Consider the following 19,130-nt stretch of genomic DNA (forward strand, 5'->3'; position numbering starts at 1 on the left):
TCATATAAGATTCAGACGTATACGAAATGGCTGAAAAACGTAATATTTTTCTAGTAGGCCCTATGGGCGCAGGTAAAAGCACAATTGGCCGTCATTTGGCTCAAATGCTGCATTTAGAATTCCACGATTCTGATCACGAGATTGAACAACGCACAGGCGCTGATATCGCATGGGTGTTTGATGTTGAGGGTGAAGAGGGTTTCCGTCGTCGTGAGGCACAAGTCATTGCAGATCTTTCAGAGAAGCAAGGTATTGTACTCGCAACAGGTGGTGGCTCTGTCCAAAGCAAAGATATTCGCAATTATCTTTCTGCTCGTGGCATTGTGGTGTATTTAGAGACGACTATCGACAAGCAAGTTGCTCGTACGCAACGCGATAAACGTCGTCCATTACTGCAAGTTGATGATCCACGCCAAGTCCTTGAGGACTTAGCAGAATCACGTAATCCTTTGTACGAAGAGATTGCGGATATCATTGTCAAAACAGATGAACAAAGTGCGAAAATTGTCGCAAATCAAATTATTGAGCAACTCGGTTTCTAGGTAAATTTATGCAACAAATTCAGGTTGATTTAGGTGAAAGAAGTTACCCCATTTATATAGGCCAGAATTTGATGTGTGATAGTGACTTATTTAGTCGCTACCTCGTAAACAAGAATATACTCATAGTTAGCAATGACACTATTGCCCCTCTGTACTTAGCGACATTGGAACAGGCAATGGTGTCTTGTGCGTCGGTTGAAAAAATGATTCTTCCTGACGGTGAAAAGTTTAAAGATCTTACTCACCTCGACCTAATCTTCAGTGCTTTACTGGAGAATAACTTTGCCAGAGACTCAGTTCTTGTGGCTTTAGGTGGCGGCGTGATAGGTGACATGACCGGCTTTGCAGCAGCATGTTACCAACGTGGCGTAGACTTTATTCAAGTGCCAACGACATTGCTATCTCAAGTCGACTCTTCTGTCGGCGGTAAAACCGCAGTCAATCATCCTTTAGGTAAGAACATGATAGGGGCATTTTATCAGCCTCAAAGTGTGATTATTGATACCGAATGTTTAAAAACATTACCTGCAACTGAGTTCGCTGCTGGTATGGCTGAGGTGATTAAATACGGCATTATCTGGGATGGTGAGTTTTTTAATTGGTTAGAGCAAAACGTGGCTCAACTGAAGTCTTTAGATACTTCTGCTTTAGAATACGCTATTGCCAAATGTTGCCAAATTAAAGCCGATGTTGTTAATCAAGATGAAACCGAGCGCGGAGTTAGAGCCTTGTTGAACTTGGGGCATACCTTTGGCCACGCCATTGAGGCTGAAATGGGGTACGGTGCTTGGTTACACGGCGATGCTGTTGCTGCAGGCACGATTCTTGCTGCGCAAACTGCACAAAAGCTAAATTTAATCGATGAGTCAATTGTTTGTCGTATTCGAGATATATTTATTGCTTTTGATTTGCCTGTTGAAGCCCCTGATTCGATGGATTTCAATAGTTTTATCAAGCATATGCGCCGCGACAAAAAAGTGTTAGCAGGTAAAATCAGACTTATTTTACCAACTGCATTAGGTCAAGCCGATGTGTTCAGTGATGTCAGTGAAGATATAATTGAACAGGTGATCAGCCGCGCATAAACAACGTGTGGTGGATTTTTGACTTCAACATTACTTCTTCCTAGCCAAGAAGAGCTGGTACAAAGGTTACTTCATAGCGCAAATTACAGCGGGCAACTGCAGTTATTATGCGGTACCAAGGGCACAGGAAAGTCGACATTAACAACAGTATTAGCCAGCGAGTTAGAGGAACATAACTCGGCACTTGTGCTGTGTCCTCCTCACGCAGAAGCAGCAGAAATTCGGCGTAAAATACTGGTTCAGTTAATTTCGTCACCTATTTTTGATGATGAAATGCCCTTACTGGATACCTTTTTGCGTATCCAATCAACACTTTCAAAGCCTTTACACATTATTATTGATGATGCTCACTTATTGCCTAAAACGCTTTGGGCTGAGTGTATTTTACTGTCGCAAATGCAATGTGCTGGCGCTAATATCGCTATCACTATGGCAATAGATAGTCATTTCTTATCTGAGTTAATGGCTGAATTGTCAGAAGATATGCGCGAGATTTTACTCCCGCTGTTTATAGAGCCTTTAACCATCGCAGAACGAGATGGCCTGTATCAAAGCTTACTACTACGTAGTGGTTATACCCCATTTATTGCAAGGGGCATTATTCATAATCAGCTTGAGCAGCAATCTGGCACTCCGCTTGAAGTCGTTAAGTTGTTAGAGTTAGCCATTACAGAGCCTGAAAAAGCGCCAGCTAAAAAATTTACGTTGATTAAATCGATAAGCTTTATTGGGGTGTTGCTATTAGCCTCAGGTGGAGGGTATTTCCTATGGAACGCTAATGCCACAGTGAGTAGCAAGGTGATGACTCATCAGATTGAATTAACGGCAACGCAGCAGTTACGGAAGCAACACGCTAATGAAGTTATCCATCAATTTGCCACTAAGTTAGTCGCTCCAGTAGACCGATGGCTGCCGAGTCGAGTTGATAAAATTGCGCCTAGTTTGATCATAGTTGCCCCTCAAAGTGAGCAAATGTTGATTCATCAGTCCGATGTACCTTCACAACCACAAACACAGTCGCAAGTACAACAACGGAGCCAGACTGATATCCCTAGTCTTGGTGACAATAGTGACTCACTATCCCAAAACTTTCAGAAAATTGACCAGCAGGCAATAGCAACTCAAGCTGAGCCTACTCAACGTCAGCTGGCTACAGTCGACTTAGCCTCTGCTCAAAGTGTTAGTGTAGGGGGAGTCAGCATACCTGATGAAATAAACGAAAATGACACGACTCCAGTCGCTATTGATTCTGTATTGCCAACGTTTAAAGGTTATACCTTACAACTGGCAAGTGTGCGTGACAAAAAGTCGCTGAGCCGAATTGTTAATAAGCTGGCAAGCGAAGAAGGTATGTATTTGGCCGAGTATAAGCACCGCCACATTATATTATTTGGGCAGTTTAACTCACTAGCAGAGGCACAATCGCAAGCAGAGAGACTTAAGCAGCAGGGTTTTAATTCGCCTTGGCTAAGAAAATGGCAAGATTTAGACGAATATACAATACAGCAGGAAAGTCGATGATAAATAGGCGTAAACAGAGTACAATCGTCTGCTTTGATTTGGGCAGCAAGTAACTCACTTTATGACAAAAAAGCATCGAGCCTTTTTAAAATGGGCGGGTGGAAAATATAAACTCGTCGAAGAATTATCCAAGCATTTACCTAAAGGGCAACGGCTAGTTGAGCCTTTTGTTGGTGCTGGCTCAGTGTTTTTAAATACCCAATATGACGAGTATTTGCTGTGTGATATTAATCAAGATTTAATTAATCTTTATCAAATTGTTCAACAGAAGCCTGACGAATATATTGCGGCCGCAAAGGCTTTATTTGTACCTGAAATGAACAATAAAGAAGCTTACTACAAAGTGCGCCAAGCCTTTAACGCCACTCAAGATCCTTTCACTCGTTCGGTGTATTTTTTGTATATGAACCGTTTTGGTTTTAACGGCTTGTGCCGTTATAACCGCAAAGGTGGATTTAACGTGCCTTTTGGTTCATATAAAAAACCGTATTTTCCGGAGAAAGAAATTCAATACTTTTCCGTTAAAGCGCAAAATGCGGTATTCAAATGTATTGGCTATGAAAAAGCATTTGAGCTCGCGAAACCGGGAGATGTGATTTATTGTGACCCACCTTATGCACCGCTTTCGACCACGGCAAGTTTTACCACTTACGCAGGACCGGGCTTTAGTTTAGATGATCAAGCTTTACTGGCTAGACACTCTCGTCAAACGGCGCATAAGCGCAATATTCCGGTGTTGATCAGTAACCATGATATTCCGTTGACGCGTGAGCTTTATCGCGGCTCAAAGCTGGCTACCATAGCTGTGCAAAGAAACATTAGTCAAAAAGGCACTTCTCGAAATAAAGTGGATGAGATAATGGCGTTATATGACCATCATTTTTATGACGATGAGCAAGACTAATACTCATCAAACGACTATAGAATCTAAAGCAACCTGAACGGCTAAGGGGTGACTAGCCGACCACTTGTCGAACAATTAAAATAAGCGCTAAAACCAGCGCTATTGCCAGTAGCACTCCCATCAAAATAAACGGGATAGGGGAGGTATGCTTAAAGTCTCTTTGGCGGTTATTATCCGATTGCACCCCAATAAATGCCGCTAGCGTGCTGGTTAACACCTGCCAAAAAGACAAATTAAAGTTTCTCTGGATGACTTGAGTTAGGAAGGTCTGCAATAGGCTTATCTTTGTGGCCGTAAAGTAACTCAATAAGATCAATGAAATGAAACTGATTTGAGCGACTATTTCCGGTAATCCAATTTTTCCAGCTTACGTCATGATCTTCAAGCGCACAACGGTTATTTGGATGGCTGCTTGGTAAACTCGTATTGTATTCAACATCAGCTTTACAAGCACAGGCTTTTGCAGACTGGTTATCTTCATTTTGCGAGAAAGTTGCAGCCATCATGACGACAAGCGTTGTTGTTACTGCAGATGCAGCAACGCTGGTAAAGGGATTGCTACGGCAAAATGTTAAAGCACGATTTAAACGTAATCTCATAAGGGGATCCTTTCCATTAAATTGCCTTGTAGCAGGTTATTACTATGTTGATACAGGCTTATACGATTATCTGTCACTTTTTGCTTACTAATATTGAGACTAATTTACCGTTGAACTCGAATTATTATACCAAACTTGTATACATTATGAACATCAGTCAAAGATTTTATTTTTAATTCAAACTTGAGACCTACTCGGGTGCATTTTTTTATGGTTTAACTAGAGCCTATTTGTTTCAAAGGGTAAACTATTGCCACAATCATTTTGTTGAGAGACCATGATGCAACCTTATTTAATTGCCCCATCAATTTTATCAGCCGATTTTGCACGCTTAGGTGATGATGTTAAAGCCGTATTAGATGCCGGTGCTGATGTTGTCCACTTTGATGTAATGGATAACCACTACGTACCTAATTTAACTATAGGACCTATGGTTTGTACGGCGCTACGTAATTATGGCATCACTGCCGATATTGATGTGCATTTAATGGTGAAGCCGGTCGACAGAATTATTCCTGATTTTGCTAAAGCTGGGGCTTCAATTATTACCTTTCACCCAGAAGCTTCAGACCACATTGACCGCACCTTACAGTTGATTAAAGAGTCAGGTTGTAAAGCCGGTTTAGTGTTTAATCCAGCCACACCGCTTCATTATTTAGATCATGTTATGGATAAACTTGATGTGATTCTACTGATGTCGGTTAACCCAGGGTTTGGTGGTCAGTCATTTATTCCTTCGACATTAGACAAGCTACGTCAGGTGCGTGAGCGTATTGATGCTAGCGGGTTTGATATTCGCCTAGAAGTTGATGGTGGCGTTAAGGTTGATAATATTGCTGAAATCGCGGCCGCAGGAGCAGATATGTTTGTTGCTGGCTCGGCTATTTTTAATCAACCAGATTACAAAACGGTTGTTGATGAAATGCGTGCAGAGCTTGCCAAAGTATAATTGAAATCAGACCTCATAAAATAAAGTAGTATCATGACTAACTTCAAAAATATTAAGGCAATCGCTTTTGATTTAGACGGGACATTAATTGATAGTGTACCCGATTTAGCCGCAGCAACTAATGCTACTTTAGCGGAGCTTTCATTACCATTAGCCACCGAAGATCAAGTTAGAAGTTGGGTTGGCAATGGCGCAAAAACCTTAATGCGACGTGCGCTTAACAACGCCATGAATTCAGAGGTAAGTGATGAGCAATTGGCTGAAACTATGCCAAGGTTTATGCATTATTATGGTGAGTTTTTAGAAAAACACAGCCGCTTGTACCCGAACGTTCTGGTAACAATATCCGCGCTGAAACAAGCCGGTTATCCATTAGCTATTGTCACCAATAAACCTTATGAATTTACCGTTCCGCTGCTAAAAGCGTTCGGCTTAGCTGACTTTTTTGACCATGTACTGGGTGGCGATTCATTAGCAAAAATGAAGCCTGATCCACTGCCATTAACTCACTTACTTGAGCAATGGAAAATTAGCTCAGATGAATTGCTAATGATAGGCGACTCGAAGAATGATATCTTAGCAGCCAAATCAGCAAATGTAGCCGTGATTGGTTTAACCTACGGTTATAATTATGGCGAGCACATTAGTGTCAGTGAGCCTACTGCCGTTTGTGATGATTTTGCCCAAATTGGCCAGCTATTATTGACAAAGTAAGCAGCAAATTAATTAATATTGAATTTTCAAAGCTATTAGTACAGCTTTTATCACAGCTTTTAACACAGTAATTGGAGTAACTAAACCCATGACTAAACCCATTGTTTTCAGCGGCGCACAGCCATCAGGCGAGCTAACTATAGGTAACTATATGGGCGCGCTACGCCAGTGGGTGGCGATGCAAGAAACACATGACTGCATTTATTGTGTTGTTGATTTACATGCCATTACCGTACGCCAAGACCCTGAAAAACTCCGTGAAGCGTGTTTAGATACCTTAGCCTTGTATTTAGCCTGTGGTGTTGACCCAGAAAAAAGCACCGTATTTGTACAGTCGCATGTACCACAGCATACGCAATTAAGCTGGGCATTAAACTGCTATACCCAAATGGGTGAGCTAAACCGCATGACCCAGTTTAAAGATAAGTCACAAAAACATGCTAACAACATCAACGTGGGCTTATTTGGTTATCCTGTATTAATGGCGGCGGATATTTTACTTTATCAAGCTCAGTCTATTCCAGTTGGTCAAGACCAAATGCAGCATCTTGAGTTAACTAGAGATATTGCAACGCGTTTTAATAACGCATACGGCGACACATTTACCATTCCTCAAGCTTATATTCCTGAGCATGGGGCTAAAGTGATGTCGCTGCAAGACCCTGTTAAAAAGATGTCTAAGTCAGACGATAACCGTAATAATGTGATTGGTTTACTTGAAGAGCCTAAAGCTATTTTAAAGAAAGTTAAAAAAGCGATGACTGACAGTGATGAGCCACCTATTGTCCGTTTTGATGTTGAAAACAAGCCAGGCGTGTCTAATTTATTAAGCTTAATGTCTGGTGCAACGGGCAAATCAATTACTGAGTTAGAGGCTGAATTTGAAGGCAAGATGTATGGCCATTTAAAAGTGGCTGCAGGTGAAGCGGTTGTTGACATGCTAGCGCCAATTCAAGAGCGTTATAAAGCATTTAGAGCTGACGAAGCATATCTTGACCAAGTGATGAAGCAAGGCGCTGAAAAAGCTAAAGCGCGTGCTCAAGCCACTATTGAGCTGGTCTACAAAAAAATCGGCATGATTGTTTAGTCAATTAGCACAATAAAAAAGCCAGCAATTGCTGGCTTTTTTAATGACATAAATTAGTCAGAGCTAATCTTCTTTTGGCTCAACATACTCAAAGACTTTAATTACTTTACGGACACCAGCGGTATTGCGAGCAATATCCACAGCAATATCTGCTTGGCTGCGTTCAACAAGTCCAAGTAAAAAGACTTCGCCATTTTCAGTAATCACTTTAATACGCGTAATATCAAGTGACTTTTCATTTAGCATTCGGCCTTTTACTTTGGTAGTGACCCAAGTGTCATTACTGCGAGTCGTAAAAGAGGTGGGGTTACCAATGCGAATTTGATTATGAATTTTACCGCCAATATTTAAGGCTTGAACGGTTTTAATGGCTTTGTCACGCAGCATTGAGTTGGGCGCTTGCCCAATCATCAACACGTTTTTGTTCATCACAACACCGGTAATATTAGTTTGTTTTTTTAAATCATCATGTTTAGATAACGCACTAATAATTTCAAAATCAGCATTAGTATCACTAATTTGCGTCGACATGCTGCGCTCATCATTGGCCATTTTAGCGCCACCAACGGCGCCAATCATAACCGCTCCAGCGCATCCTTGAAGTAAGGCTAATACTGAAATGATGGCAATCAGCTTTATCATGCTTGTTCGTCCTGTGGGAATAACGTGCGATCAATATTGTCGCATAAGCAGTGAATCACTAATAAATGCACTTCTTGAATGCGAGCAGTGACATTAGACGGTACACGAATTTCAACGTCACCCGCGCTCATTAAACCGGCCATAGCACCGCCATCTTTACCTGTTAAGGCTACAATAGTCATGTCACGGCTAAGGGCCGCTTCCATCGCCTTAATTACGTTACCAGAGTTACCGCTGGTAGAAATTGCCAGTAAGATGTCACCAGGCTGACCTAAAGCTAAAATTTGCTTAGAAAAAATTTCGTCGTAACTGTAATCGTTCGCTATAGCGGTAATGGTTGAGGTATCACAGCTTAATGCAATGGCGGGTAAAGGGGGTCTTTCTATTTCATAACGATTTAATAGCTCAGCAGAAAAATGTTGAGCATCACCAGCACTACCGCCGTTACCACATGAAAGAATTTTATTGCCGCCAAGTAGGCATTGAACCATCATTTCAGCCGCTTTTTCAATCGACTCAGGTAGCGCTTCTGCAGCGTCAATTTTAGTTTGAATTGACTCAGTGAAGCTGTCTTTAATACGTTCTAGCATGCAACAATCCTTACGATAAAAATGTCATATTGGTGTTCAGTAGATCAACTATCATGGCACCAAGTTTATGCCGATATAATGCCATAAATCAGTGCTGTGGTAACTAAGGAAGCTTAAAAACATCCCTTAATCCAGTTTATTTGCCTATTGTTGATGGCAATCACATCGAATCTGCAATTTGGGTTAATGTTGTGTTGTTGAATATAAGCTTGAGCACAACATCTTATTCGATGTATTTGTTTGGCGCTTAGCGCATTAAGTGCCCCGCCAAATGCCTCACTTTTACGAAACTTTACTTCAACAAACACCAGAGTGTTGTCATCTTGCATGATTAAGTCAATCTCGCCGAACTTAAAGCGAACATTAGCAGCAACAAAGGTTAAGCCTTGTTGCTGTAAATGTTCTTTTGCTTGTTGTTCCGCAAGTTGACCTTGGGTCATAAGGGGGTTAATTGCCCTTGTTGGTATTTACCCCAAGTTAACTTTCTATCAATAATGCCGTTAGGTTGAACCGATAATGCGCCACTACGACCATTTAATTGATACCCCGGGAAAGCGTGCATTTGTGCCAAGCGATTAACTAGATCTAATGCATCGTAACCCATTACATATAAACGCTTTTGGCTATTGTTCCATGTTTTCCACAGTGACTCGACCATTTGGATTTCTTCACTGCTTTGCATCAACCACGGAATATCACTAATCATTACTTTATTCAGCTCTTGTGCTGATTGGCTTGACTCATTTTCAAGTCGGCCACGGCTAGAAGTATAAAGTGATACAGGTTCGGCAAAAACACTAAAGTTCACGTCTAAAAAGGCTTTTAATAATGATAAATCATGTGAAGCAGAGATCATGTAAATAGCATCAATATCTTGGCGAGAACGAAAATCAGCTTCTAATTTACTGCCCAAAATTTCTTTCATACGAGTGATACGAGCTTTACTGTCCGTGACACCAAGGGCTTGTTGCACGGTAAGCTTCATTTGGTCGCCGCGCTCAAAGTAATGAATTTCAGCATCATTCTCAGTTAACGATAACCAGGTTTGATTAAAGCTTTCAGCCATACGCTTACCAATGGGGTCATTACTGGTCAGCAGCAGTGGCAGTTTTACTCCATCGGCAAACATTTTTCTGGCGGCATCACTCGCTTCTTGAGCTGGAGACAACGAAAAATAAAACTGATTCGCTTGAGGTTTAAATACGTCGGTTTGATTTAAATACAACTGTGGCACAAGATCGTTTTTGTCTTGGTTTGCCCGTTGCAGTTCTTCTACTTCATTGGGTAATAAAGGACCAATAACAAATTCAGCTCCACTATCTATCGCTTGTTGGTAAGCTTGGGTAACACCCATTTGACTGTCGAAAAAGTTAACGGTGACATTTTTATCGAACTCAGCCATGTAACTAGACAAAATGCCCATTCTTATTGGCTCTGCAACGGAGGCTCGTGGGCCTGAAAGGGGCAGTAATACTGCAATGTTTTGAGGTCTGTAAGGCTTGGCATTAAGCGCTTGTTCCAAATCAGAAGGTAACTTCATTGCACCAGGATGATAAGGGTTATTGCGTTGCCACTCCCCTAAGTATTTTACCAACTGTGGTGGATCTACCGCATAATGTTTAGCAATATAAGCGAGTTGTAACCAGCCAGAAAAAACAGGGTTTGCAGGCTCGCGCATGAACGTTTTAATGGTTTCTTCATGCAATGGTTGTAATACCTGCCAAATAATGTCGTTGACTTGAGTCGATTCAGTTTTAGGTAAATAGCTACTTAATAAGCTTAATTGTCTGATTTGATCAATTGGTTGCTGTACCGCTTTGTACAATCTGGCTTTATATTGATGATAAGTCGCCATTTGCCATTTAGGTAACTGCCAGTTTGATGGGTAATTTAATTTGGTTAATGCGGCTTGCTCGTCTTGAACTTTCTCAGCAATACGCGCATTCAAATAAATATGTTCAGCCTTAATGGTTGGTACTTTAACCATCTTGGGTTGCATGGTGGTCAAAATATTTTGTGCTGCACTGAAATTGCCGTCATTAATATAGGCATGGGCGGCCAGCAATAAATAGCGATCACGTTTTTCATCAAGGGTACTAGCACTGGCAGCCGACAAATAGACTTCAGCTGTTTGTTCAACAGAAACTAATGATGAGTTCACTGAAGTGTCAGTGTTATTACCGGTTGTAGCTGTACAACCGACTAATAATGCTGAAAGTGTCAGTGCCGATAGAAATTTAATTGAAATCAGTCTTTTTAACACAGGGCTTCACTCTGGTAAGATATTGCCATTAGTTTAACCTGCTCTTACGCTTGGCGAAAGTCTTGCTGACAGAGATTATTGAGGTAGATATGGATCAAGTTGCTGCACTGTACATTGTACCGACGCCAATTGGCAATTTTGCTGATTTAAGTAGTCACGCCATTGAGGTATTAAATCGAGTCAGCTTAATCGCCTGTGAAGACACTCGTCACAGCGGAAGATTATTAAGCCACTATGGCATCGAAACCCGAAAAACAGCGTTGCATGATCACAATGAAAGAGACCGCGCTCAATGGGTGGTTCAGCAATTAGCCGCAGGCGATTCTATTGCACTGATATCAGATGCAGGCACGCCACTAATTTCAGACCCTGGTTACCACTTGGTTAAGCATGTACGCGAAGCAGGCCATAAAGTCATTCCACTGCCAGGCCCTTGTGCCGCTATCACCGCATTAAGTGCTTCAGGTTTACCCTCTGATAGATTCAGCTTTGAAGGCTTTTTACCCGCAAAAGAAAAAGGCCGAGTGGATAAGTTACAAGCGTTACAACAAGACCCTCGTACCTTGATATTTTATGAATCTCCACATCGTATCTTAGCTAGCCTAGAATCTATTGTGAAAGTATTTGGCGAAGACAGGCAAATGGTGATGGCGCGTGAAGTGACCAAAACCTTTGAGACTTTTTTATCTGGTACAGCCGCTGAAGTTTTGGCAATGGTGCAAGCTGATGAAAACCAGCAAAAAGGTGAAATAGTGATTATGTGCCATGGCTTTGTGCAACTAGAAGAAGAGACAACGCCAGCAGCTGCAATAGACACACTCACCTTATTAGCCGCAGAATTACCGCTAAAAAAGGCCGCCGCCATTGCCGCACAAATTCATGGTTTAAAGAAGAACGCCCTGTATAAATTAGGCTTAGCGCTCGATTTATAACATTTGCAGCTAAATGGACAGAATAATGCGTTGGCTTGTGGTTATGCATAAGCTATAATCCGCGCCGAGTTGGCCAGACAGTTGCTGCGTACTTAGGTACGGGGAGGAAAGTCCGGGCTTCAAAGAGCAGGGTACCAGGTAACGCCTGGGCGGTGTGAACCGACGACAAGTGCAACAGAGAGAAGACCGCCAGTTTCGACTGGTAAGGGTGAAAGGGTGCGGTAAGAGCGCACCGTGCGACTAGCAATAGTTCGTAGCAAGGTAAACTCTACCCGAAGCAAGACCAAATAGGGTTCCGTATGGCGTGGCTCGCGTTGGAACCGGGTAGGTCGCTTGAGCCTGTGAGCGATTGCAGGCCTAGATGAATAACTGTCCACGACAGGACCCGGCTTATCGGCCAACTCGACCTCTTATAAATAGAAGGCCTCACAGCAATGTGAGGCCTTTTATGTTTTAGTTCAATATCATATCAGCAAGGTCATATTCTATTTCATTCAAGCAATGCAGACTTCTACGTTATTCCAGCAAGGCTAACTTCTTCGTTATTCCAGCAAGGCTAACCTCTTCGTTATTCCAGCAGGGCTAATCTCTTCGTCATTCCAGCTACACTAACTTCTTCGTCATTCCAGCAGGGTTTTTGGGCTGGAATCTGCTTTACGTGGTTTGAACTTATTTGAGATGTTAGCAGTTAGCAAAGCAGATCCTCGATAAAAGATCTCGAGGATGACGGTTTTTTTATCGTCGAGGATGACGGGATTTTATCATCTAGCCTGGAGGCTGTTGATTGTTGTAATTTCAAGGGTGACGGTTGTCATTCAAATAATATTTACCTCTTCGTCTTCCTGTAATATTTATCTCTTCGTCAATTCAGCAAGGCTGACTTATACGACATTCCAGCAAGGCTGACTTCTTCGTCATTCCAGCAGGGTTTTTGGGCTGGAATCTGCTTTAAACGGTTTGAACTTATTTGAATGGTTAGCAGTTAGCAAAGCAGATCCTCGATAAAAGATCTCGAGGATGACGGATATTTTTTATCGTCGAGAATGACGGGATTTTATCATCAAGGATGACGGTTTTTATCGTCGAGGATGACGGACTTTTACTATCTAACGGTGCTGGTTGTTAGCCATTTACAGGAATATGCTCAGTCAACGATTGTTGCTGAATCTTATCTCTAATATCGGCATAGCAAACGACTTGATTGCGGCCATTGTTTTTGGCGAAATACATTGCTGAGTCGGCTAACTCTATCAGCTTTTTAGCGTCTTCAGAGTCGTGTGGGTACATTACAACACCAATTGACAGGGTAAAGCTAGGGAGCAGTTTGTCTTTAAATTGCAAGGTGGAGTTTGCTATGGCTTGTTGCATTCTTTCTGCAATTTCTTTGGCTTCAATATCTGTTGCTTGTGGCAGTAATACCACAAACTCTTCACCGCCATATCGGCATATAATGTCTTCACTTCGCACCGTTTCATTTAAGCATCTCGCCAGTACTTGGAGTACAAAGTCACCGGCATCATGGCCGTGCACATCGTTATAGCGTTTAAAGTGGTCAGCATCAATCATCATCAGTGCCACCGGTGACCCGTGGCGGTTACTGCGTTTAATTTCGGTTAGCATGGCTTCTTCTAAATAACGTCTATTGAATAAACCTGTTAAGGGGTCGTGCAATGCTTGGTTTCGTAACTCTTCCCGTAAAAATAACCCCGCCAGTGCTAGGCTGAGGTTTTCACTTAAAGTGGATACGGCTACTTGATGATAATCTAGGTAGTTTTCTTGGTTACTATAAAACTGTAATACTCCCAGGGTTTCTCCTCGAGCGGTGAGGGGGATACATAATTGATTAGTAAACTGAGCTTGGCTGCTGTTATGCGAGCAAGCGATACTGTTGTGATGTTTAATATGAGACGTGCCTCTTTTTAATCCCCAGCATTCATCTGGCTCAAACATGAAATTATGTAAGTTATCGCTGTCTCCCCATGTTGCTTCTGTTTTGAGTTTTTCTCGCGAAGAGTTATATATCGCCAGTGCGCCTGATGCCTCAGGAAATAAGTTCTGACAGGATTGACTCAATACTGAATACAGTTCATCAAACGAATTACACGAGCTTAATAACGCGCTGATTTCATTTAATGATGAAATTTCATGAGTACGCTCTTTAATTCGCTGCTCTAGAATGTAGTGGTCATTTTTTATTCGTCGATTGATGTGCTGAACAATTAACCAACTGACCAAAAGTACAATGATGACGGAGACAACTGCAGAAACAAAAAATAATGTTTGGTAAACCTTAATCGAATTGAACATCATTTCTTGAGGCATGGCGATACGAAGATAGTATTTTTGGCTATCGATAGTAATTAGCTTTGCGCTATATAACAGGTTAGTTTTTAATGTATTACTGTATCGCCAAGCAACGCCGACACCATCTTGACTGGCTAGGGCTTGCTTTATTTCTGGGCGAGAAGAGTGGTTTTCTAGTGTCGCAACGTCTTGTTGCGATACTGAGGAGTCTGCTAATACTTTGCCTGAAAAATCGACAAGAGTGTAACGCTGCTCAGTAATTTGGTGTAAGTGGTTTATTTTATTAGCAATTGACTGAATAGGGATATATTTATCAGATGAAAGAAATAGACTCGCATTTTCAAGTAAAGTTTGTAGATGATGCTGATGAGCACTTTTGGCAAAATCTTCAAGCTGTTTATTCATTAAGTAATTAATAAATACAAGTAATACTAGCACCACAATTACAGGGATTATTGTTAATTGTTTTATACTGAGTCGATTCATAATTACCTGTAATATTTGCGTTTAAATCGGCATTGTTGAGTTTATCAACGAGAATTATTCCAGATTAAATTATAGATGTGATTAAGATAATTGCCAGTGATGCAATTTGTAATAAACCTATTTTGTCGGGGGAAGTTCACACAAAGGGTGATGTCGCGCAGTGTTGGAGGGTGGTAAGTGTGACTTGGGTAGCGAAAATTAGACTTTAGTCTAAGGTGTTGTCTATTGCTATTATCGATTGAGTAGCAGACACTCCACACTACCCTTGATGAACTTAATGTAGCCGAGTTTGGTTGGGTTAAGTGAAATCATAATTATCATAATGAGACTGGATATCCCTATGTTAATTTTCTTTGTTTGTATCGCTTTATTGATACTCGCCTATAAATTTTATAGCCCTTTTGTTGAACGCCAAGCCGGAATAGATCCTACTGCTAAGACTCCTCAAACTCGATTTAATGATGGTGTTGATTATGTTGAGGTTCACCCTGTAAAAGCTTATCTGATTCAGTTTTTGAATGTAGCCGGTGTTGGTCCCATTTTTGGGCCAATATTAGGGGCGTTATATGGTCCTGTTGCGCTGGTGTGGATTGTTATTGGTAATATTCTGGGCGGAGCGGTACATGATTACTTTTCCGGTGTGCTTAGTATTAAAGAAGATGGAAAAAGCTTACCTGAAATTGCCGGCCACTATTTTAATGTGTTCTTTAAAGGCTTGATGCTGGTGTTTACCGCTATGCTGTTATTTTTTGTGGGGGTGGTATTTATTATGAGCCCTGCGGGCTTATTAAGTAATTTGAGCTTTTTTGAAGGCACTATTTTAGCGGGTAACACTTTTTGGGTGCTGGTGATTTTAGGCTACTACTTTTTAGCCACACTTCTACCTATCGATAAAATTATCACCAAATTGTATCCATTGTTTGGTTTATTAATGATAGTCATGACCTTGTCTCTTGCGGTGGCATTATTATTTAACGCGCCACATTTACCGGTTGCAGAAGACTTTTTAGCGTATTTTGACCATAGCCACTATAACAACGACTTACTTGAACCTAATCCAGATGGCTTGCCTGTATGGCCGCTGTTGTTTGTGACCATTACCTGTGGGGCAATTAGTGGTTTTCACTCTACACAGGCACCTATTATGGCGCGCTGTTTAACCAATGAGAAATATGTTCGCCCTGTGTATTACGGTGCAATGATGTCTGAGGGCATTGTGGCCTGTGTTTGGGCAACGGCGGGTATTGCAGCATTCCCAGGTGGATACGTTGAGTTAAAAGAAATATTAGCTCAAGGTGGGCCGGGGTTAGTGGTTAATCAAGTTGCGACGAGTTACTTAGGGGTTATGGGCGGTATTATGGCGATTATTGCGGTGGCGGTATTCCCGATCACCTCTGGTGATACGGCATTCAGATCATTGCGTTTAACCATTATTGATGCGTTCAATATTCCACAAAGTATTCGCAATCGTTTACTGCTTGCGGTGCCGATTTTAGTGATAGCTTACTTTATGACTAAAATTGATTTCTCATTAATTTGGCGTTATTTCGCGTTTTCGAACATGCTGCTTTCAACCAGTGTTTTATGGTTAGCCACTAAATATCTATTTGATCGCAATGCTTTCCATTGGATTGTGAGTATTCCGGCTATTATCGGAACATCAGTAACCGTGTCTTATATTATGACTGCGGGCATTGGCTTAGGATTACCTCAAGGGTTAAGCCAACCTATTGGAATCGCTGTGGGTATTATGGCGCTGATTGCATTAGTGATTACTCATCAAAAGCGTAAAGTTGCTGCAGCGTAAAGATTAATTTTTAGAATACAAGCCTTACAAATGTAAGGCTTTTTTATTGTTATCAGTATGGTTCACCATTATTCAACTATAATGTAGTTAACGGAAAATGGATGAACCCTGAAATGTATGAAATATGGATTAGCATTGTTACTTTGCTTACTGTTAAGTTTTTGTTCTTTAAGTACAAAAGCTGAGTCAGCCAAGAAAATTAATACACGTGACTATAACTTTGTAGCTATAGATCATTTAGCTGAGCAACAGGTGGCGGCCAATATTGTGTTGCGGTTGTGTCAGGACTTGTCATGGGAATGCCCCATTAGTTTTATGCCAGCTAAACGGGCAGAGCGGTCTGTTCTTAATGCGATGCGAGCGGGTGAGGTAGCGCGAATTTGGCAATATGGAGAAAATAACCGCAACTTGTTAAGAGTCCCCACGCCTTTTTATTCACTTCGAACCACCATGTTTGTCAATCAAGGTTCCAAAATCTTTATTAATAAACTTGAAGACTTTAAGCACTATAATGTGGGGATCATCAGTGGTGTAAAACATACGCTTTTTTTGGAAACACTGGGTCGTAATGTATTAATTGCGAACTCTTCTAAGCAGTTGTTTTCAATGTTAGAAACTAAGCGTATTGATATTGCCGTGACCAGTAGTTTAGATGGTTGGAATACTATTCAATCTTTTAATAAGCATTTGTTTAAAGAGCAGCGTCTATCGCTAGCGACGCAACCTAAATTTGAGTATCCGTTGTATATTTATTTGCACCCTAACTGGGGTTATTTATTAGACCCATTGGATAAGCTTATTCATAAAAAGATAGCCAATGGAGATTTAGCGCGCTTAATTAAAAAAACAGAGGGCGAATTAGTCTATGGCCCTTCGTATTCATTTGAAGATATTGACGACCCGATATATTAACCGTGTTGATAATATTAAAAGTGGTCTTTAATTTGAAATCTAAATTCCCAGTCATTCACATCCGCCCCATTGGTAAAGGGTTTAGCGATATCAATATGAGCCACATTGCCATAGCTTGATTTTGACGAGTAAATTCTTGCCCCAATCCCCACGCTACCAATAGGTGCATTTTGCTCATTCAAATCATCGGTGCCCCCAAATGCCTGACCAATATCGGTAAAAACTGCCCAGCCTAATTCGGCTAGTTGGTATAAGTTAATATTGGGGTAATTTCTTAATTCGGCAGTAAATACCCATTGATGATCACCATGTTGATAGTCATTGGGGTAGCCTCTAATGCCAGTTTCGTCACCCAAAGCAAAGGTGCGATCAAGGTAATTATTGTCAGATGTGGCTAGCCAAGCTTTGGTGTAAGTCGTCCACTTATCGGTAATATGATAAAAGTATTCAGCAGAGGCTGACACGTTGTAAAAGTCTGCTTGGCTGGTGGCAAGATCAGCTTCAGCGGCTAATTTGAATAAAAAAAGGTGATCATCTGCTCGCCATCCTCGGCTACTTGATAAATCGATATGATAACCAATGTCAGCATCTTCAGCTAAGTCATTGGTTTCAAAACCTAGTTTAATTTTGTGATGCCAGCCAAGGTTAAAATCTTCATTATTACCAATCAAATAAATGTTATTTAAAACGGTAAAGTCATCTTGTAAATACTCATAGCCCACCCAAGGGTAAATAAATTCTCTATCTTGGGGTAATTCGCTGTCAGGCATCGATGCCAAGTTAGCAAATTGATGCTCGTCTTGGGTTATGCCAAAAGTTAACCGCGATAATTCATCTTGCTTTTTGTTGATAAGCCAACCAAAACTGAGTTTGGCGTAGTTAATTTGATGCTCAAACTCATTAATATCTAGCCCGTTTTGTCTAAGGGTATCGGTACGTTTGTCTTGCAACCAAGCCGCGCCGTACATGTGTTGAGTATTCAAGGCGTAAAAGGGTTTATCAAAGGCGAAGGAAGAGGCTTGGCCGTCACTGTTGTCGTAAAAGTCAGCCGAAATAGTAGCATGTTTGATCAGCTTTACCGGTGCGCTAAAGGCAAACTTATAACCGGTTCTGTCTGCGTTAGACTGATATCTAATGCGGGTGCTGATGCCTAAGCCCAGTAAGTTGTCTTCTTTTATGCCAACTGAGTATTTGGTTTCGCCGCCACTTTTACTTAAGCTAAATGTCGGTAGCAATGACCAATTGTCCCATGTCTCAACTAATATTGATTGAGCATATTCAGCGTCTGCATCGGGGGCGACCGACAAAGCCGTTATTTTAGCATCTCGAATATAAGCTTCTGCCCGTAATAAGCGTTGCGCCTCTTGAATATCTTTTTCTGTCAGCTTATCACCTTGCTCAAAAGATAAGTTATCAATAATGGTCGATTCTTTAGTATTGATATGAAGGAAATTAGCCCAACGATGAATAAAAAAACTATTGGGGGCAGATTCGTCAAAAATAGGGTTGCTTTGTACGACTATCTGGCTGGTAATTAAAGATTTTTCTGTTGCAGTATGGTCGCCATCATTAGTGTTATTTGCGAATAAGGTCAGCGGGAACAAACAATAAGGAATCGTCAATAAAACCTGACAGGTTTTGCGCATTTCTATGTCCTTATGTGAATGTTTGGTCTATTAACAATACACTGATATTTAGCCCAATATCAATTAATTATAAACGCAGACCAGTAAAGGCAAAATAAGGAAAAAAGACACGATGGATTAGCGGGTTAACCGAAAATTTGGTGGCTG

18 protein-coding genes and 1 other RNA gene are annotated in these 19,130 nt (G+C 41.2%); 11 read left to right on the forward strand and 8 right to left on the reverse strand.

Annotation, left to right across the window (positions count from 1 at the left end):
- The first annotated feature begins 26 nt into the window (after positions 1 to 26).
- The 4 genes from aroK to L2672_RS12680 all read left to right on the forward strand — a co-directional run bounded on the left by aroK (position 27) and on the right by L2672_RS12680 (position 4,052).
- The gene (aroK, locus tag L2672_RS12665) at positions 27 to 542 is read left to right on the forward strand and encodes a shikimate kinase AroK (RefSeq protein ID WP_248996222.1); all 516 of its coding nucleotides are present in this window, start codon (positions 27 to 29) and stop codon (positions 540 to 542) included.
- Positions 543 to 550: 8 nt separating this feature from the next.
- Positions 551 to 1,627, forward strand: coding sequence for a 3-dehydroquinate synthase (aroB, locus tag L2672_RS12670; RefSeq protein ID WP_248996223.1), 1,077 nt, complete (start codon positions 551 to 553; stop codon positions 1,625 to 1,627).
- Positions 1,628 to 1,645: 18 nt separating this feature from the next.
- On the forward strand, positions 1,646 to 3,148 hold the full coding sequence (locus L2672_RS12675) for an AAA family ATPase (RefSeq protein ID WP_248996224.1): 1,503 nt from the start codon (positions 1,646 to 1,648) through the stop codon (positions 3,146 to 3,148).
- A 61-nt stretch (positions 3,149 to 3,209) separates the two neighbouring features.
- Positions 3,210 to 4,052 carry a Dam family site-specific DNA-(adenine-N6)-methyltransferase gene (locus L2672_RS12680; RefSeq protein WP_248996225.1) on the forward strand — a complete coding sequence of 281 codons (843 nt, stop codon included), beginning with the start codon at positions 3,210 to 3,212 and terminating at the stop codon, positions 4,050 to 4,052.
- 52 nt (positions 4,053 to 4,104) lie between these two features.
- On the opposite strand, the gene L2672_RS12685 is transcribed toward L2672_RS12680, so the two are convergent.
- On the reverse strand, positions 4,105 to 4,284 hold the full coding sequence (locus L2672_RS12685) for a DUF2970 domain-containing protein (RefSeq protein WP_248996226.1): 180 nt from the start codon (positions 4,282 to 4,284) through the stop codon (positions 4,105 to 4,107).
- A gap of 1 nt (position 4,285) precedes the next feature.
- On the reverse strand, positions 4,286 to 4,651 hold the full coding sequence (locus L2672_RS12690) for a hypothetical protein (protein ID WP_248996227.1): 366 nt from the start codon (positions 4,649 to 4,651) through the stop codon (positions 4,286 to 4,288).
- Between the two features lie 280 nt (positions 4,652 to 4,931).
- On the opposite strand from L2672_RS12690, the gene rpe reads away from it, so the two are divergent.
- The 3 genes from rpe (at position 4,932) to trpS (ending at position 7,401) form a co-directional block, all read left to right on the forward strand.
- Positions 4,932 to 5,600 carry a ribulose-phosphate 3-epimerase gene (rpe, locus tag L2672_RS12695; protein ID WP_248996247.1) on the forward strand — a complete coding sequence of 223 codons (669 nt, stop codon included), beginning with the start codon at positions 4,932 to 4,934 and terminating at the stop codon, positions 5,598 to 5,600.
- A 33-nt stretch (positions 5,601 to 5,633) separates the two neighbouring features.
- Positions 5,634 to 6,314 (forward strand): phosphoglycolate phosphatase, encoded by a 681-nt coding sequence (locus L2672_RS12700; protein ID WP_248996228.1) that lies wholly within the window; start codon positions 5,634 to 5,636, stop codon positions 6,312 to 6,314.
- An 88-nt stretch (positions 6,315 to 6,402) separates the two neighbouring features.
- Positions 6,403 to 7,401: a tryptophan--tRNA ligase gene (gene trpS / locus L2672_RS12705; RefSeq protein ID WP_248996229.1), complete on the forward strand. Its 999-nt coding sequence runs from the start codon at positions 6,403 to 6,405 to the stop codon at positions 7,399 to 7,401.
- Positions 7,402 to 7,464: 63 nt separating this feature from the next.
- On the opposite strand, the gene L2672_RS12710 is transcribed toward trpS, so the two are convergent.
- The 4 genes from L2672_RS12710 to L2672_RS12725 all read right to left on the reverse strand — a co-directional run bounded on the left by L2672_RS12710 (position 7,465) and on the right by L2672_RS12725 (position 10,896).
- Positions 7,465 to 8,043 (reverse strand): BON domain-containing protein, encoded by a 579-nt coding sequence (locus tag L2672_RS12710; RefSeq protein ID WP_248996230.1) that lies wholly within the window; start codon positions 8,041 to 8,043, stop codon positions 7,465 to 7,467.
- A complete protein-coding gene (locus L2672_RS12715) occupies positions 8,040 to 8,633 on the reverse strand; it encodes a phosphoheptose isomerase (RefSeq protein ID WP_188842316.1) in 594 nt (197 codons plus the stop codon). The genes L2672_RS12710 and L2672_RS12715 overlap by 4 nt, the downstream gene beginning before the upstream one ends.
- Before the next feature lie 113 nt (positions 8,634 to 8,746).
- Positions 8,747 to 9,073 carry a YraN family protein gene (locus L2672_RS12720; protein WP_248996231.1) on the reverse strand — a complete coding sequence of 109 codons (327 nt, stop codon included), beginning with the start codon at positions 9,071 to 9,073 and terminating at the stop codon, positions 8,747 to 8,749.
- Positions 9,070 to 10,896 (reverse strand): penicillin-binding protein activator, encoded by a 1,827-nt coding sequence (locus L2672_RS12725; protein WP_248996232.1) that lies wholly within the window; start codon positions 10,894 to 10,896, stop codon positions 9,070 to 9,072. The genes L2672_RS12720 and L2672_RS12725 overlap by 4 nt, the downstream gene beginning before the upstream one ends.
- Before the next feature lie 89 nt (positions 10,897 to 10,985).
- Between L2672_RS12725 and rsmI the strand changes: the two genes are divergently transcribed.
- Positions 10,986 to 11,828, forward strand: a complete 843-nt coding sequence (gene rsmI / locus L2672_RS12730; protein ID WP_248996248.1) for a 16S rRNA (cytidine(1402)-2'-O)-methyltransferase — start codon at positions 10,986 to 10,988, stop codon at positions 11,826 to 11,828.
- A gap of 65 nt (positions 11,829 to 11,893) precedes the next feature.
- An RNA gene (gene rnpB / locus L2672_RS12735) (RNase P RNA component class A) lies at positions 11,894 to 12,237 on the forward strand.
- A 713-nt stretch (positions 12,238 to 12,950) separates the two neighbouring features.
- Here rnpB and L2672_RS12740 read toward each other — a convergent pair.
- Positions 12,951 to 14,618: a sensor domain-containing diguanylate cyclase gene (locus L2672_RS12740; protein WP_248996233.1), complete on the reverse strand. Its 1,668-nt coding sequence runs from the start codon at positions 14,616 to 14,618 to the stop codon at positions 12,951 to 12,953.
- Positions 14,619 to 14,958: 340 nt separating this feature from the next.
- On the opposite strand from L2672_RS12740, the gene L2672_RS12745 reads away from it, so the two are divergent.
- Positions 14,959 to 16,425: a carbon starvation CstA family protein gene (locus L2672_RS12745; RefSeq protein ID WP_248996234.1), complete on the forward strand. Its 1,467-nt coding sequence runs from the start codon at positions 14,959 to 14,961 to the stop codon at positions 16,423 to 16,425.
- Positions 16,426 to 16,542: 117 nt separating this feature from the next.
- Positions 16,543 to 17,337, forward strand: a complete 795-nt coding sequence (locus L2672_RS12750) for a substrate-binding periplasmic protein (RefSeq protein WP_248996235.1) — start codon at positions 16,543 to 16,545, stop codon at positions 17,335 to 17,337.
- 14 nt (positions 17,338 to 17,351) lie between these two features.
- Here L2672_RS12750 and L2672_RS12755 read toward each other — a convergent pair whose 3' ends face one another.
- Positions 17,352 to 18,983 carry a BamA/TamA family outer membrane protein gene (locus tag L2672_RS12755; protein ID WP_248996236.1) on the reverse strand — a complete coding sequence of 544 codons (1,632 nt, stop codon included), beginning with the start codon at positions 18,981 to 18,983 and terminating at the stop codon, positions 17,352 to 17,354.
- Positions 18,984 to 19,130 lie beyond the last annotated feature (147 nt).

The sequence above is a fragment of the Shewanella gaetbuli genome, assembly GCF_023284065.1.
GTDB lineage: Bacteria > Pseudomonadota > Gammaproteobacteria > Enterobacterales > Shewanellaceae > Shewanella > Shewanella gaetbuli.

Coding starts and splice junctions, on each gene's coding strand:
- L2672_RS12720 (WP_248996231.1), bottom strand. CDS start 9,073: ATGACCCAAGGTCAACTTGCGGAACAACAAGCAAAAGAACATTTACAG.
- rpe (WP_248996247.1), top strand. CDS start 4,932: ATGCAACCTTATTTAATTGCCCCATCAATTTTATCAGCCGATTTTGCA.
- L2672_RS12740 (WP_248996233.1), bottom strand. CDS start 14,618: ATGAATCGACTCAGTATAAAACAATTAACAATAATCCCTGTAATTGTG.
- L2672_RS12715 (WP_188842316.1), bottom strand. CDS start 8,633: ATGCTAGAACGTATTAAAGACAGCTTCACTGAGTCAATTCAAACTAAA.
- trpS (WP_248996229.1), top strand. CDS start 6,403: ATGACTAAACCCATTGTTTTCAGCGGCGCACAGCCATCAGGCGAGCTA.
- L2672_RS12750 (WP_248996235.1), top strand. CDS start 16,543: ATGAAATATGGATTAGCATTGTTACTTTGCTTACTGTTAAGTTTTTGT.
- aroK (WP_248996222.1), top strand. CDS start 27: ATGGCTGAAAAACGTAATATTTTTCTAGTAGGCCCTATGGGCGCAGGT.
- L2672_RS12690 (WP_248996227.1), bottom strand. CDS start 4,651: ATGAGATTACGTTTAAATCGTGCTTTAACATTTTGCCGTAGCAATCCC.
- L2672_RS12755 (WP_248996236.1), bottom strand. CDS start 18,983: ATGCGCAAAACCTGTCAGGTTTTATTGACGATTCCTTATTGTTTGTTC.
- aroB (WP_248996223.1), top strand. CDS start 551: ATGCAACAAATTCAGGTTGATTTAGGTGAAAGAAGTTACCCCATTTAT.
- L2672_RS12700 (WP_248996228.1), top strand. CDS start 5,634: ATGACTAACTTCAAAAATATTAAGGCAATCGCTTTTGATTTAGACGGG.
- L2672_RS12745 (WP_248996234.1), top strand. CDS start 14,959: ATGTTAATTTTCTTTGTTTGTATCGCTTTATTGATACTCGCCTATAAA.
- rsmI (WP_248996248.1), top strand. CDS start 10,986: ATGGATCAAGTTGCTGCACTGTACATTGTACCGACGCCAATTGGCAAT.
- L2672_RS12710 (WP_248996230.1), bottom strand. CDS start 8,043: ATGATAAAGCTGATTGCCATCATTTCAGTATTAGCCTTACTTCAAGGA.
- L2672_RS12680 (WP_248996225.1), top strand. CDS start 3,210: ATGACAAAAAAGCATCGAGCCTTTTTAAAATGGGCGGGTGGAAAATAT.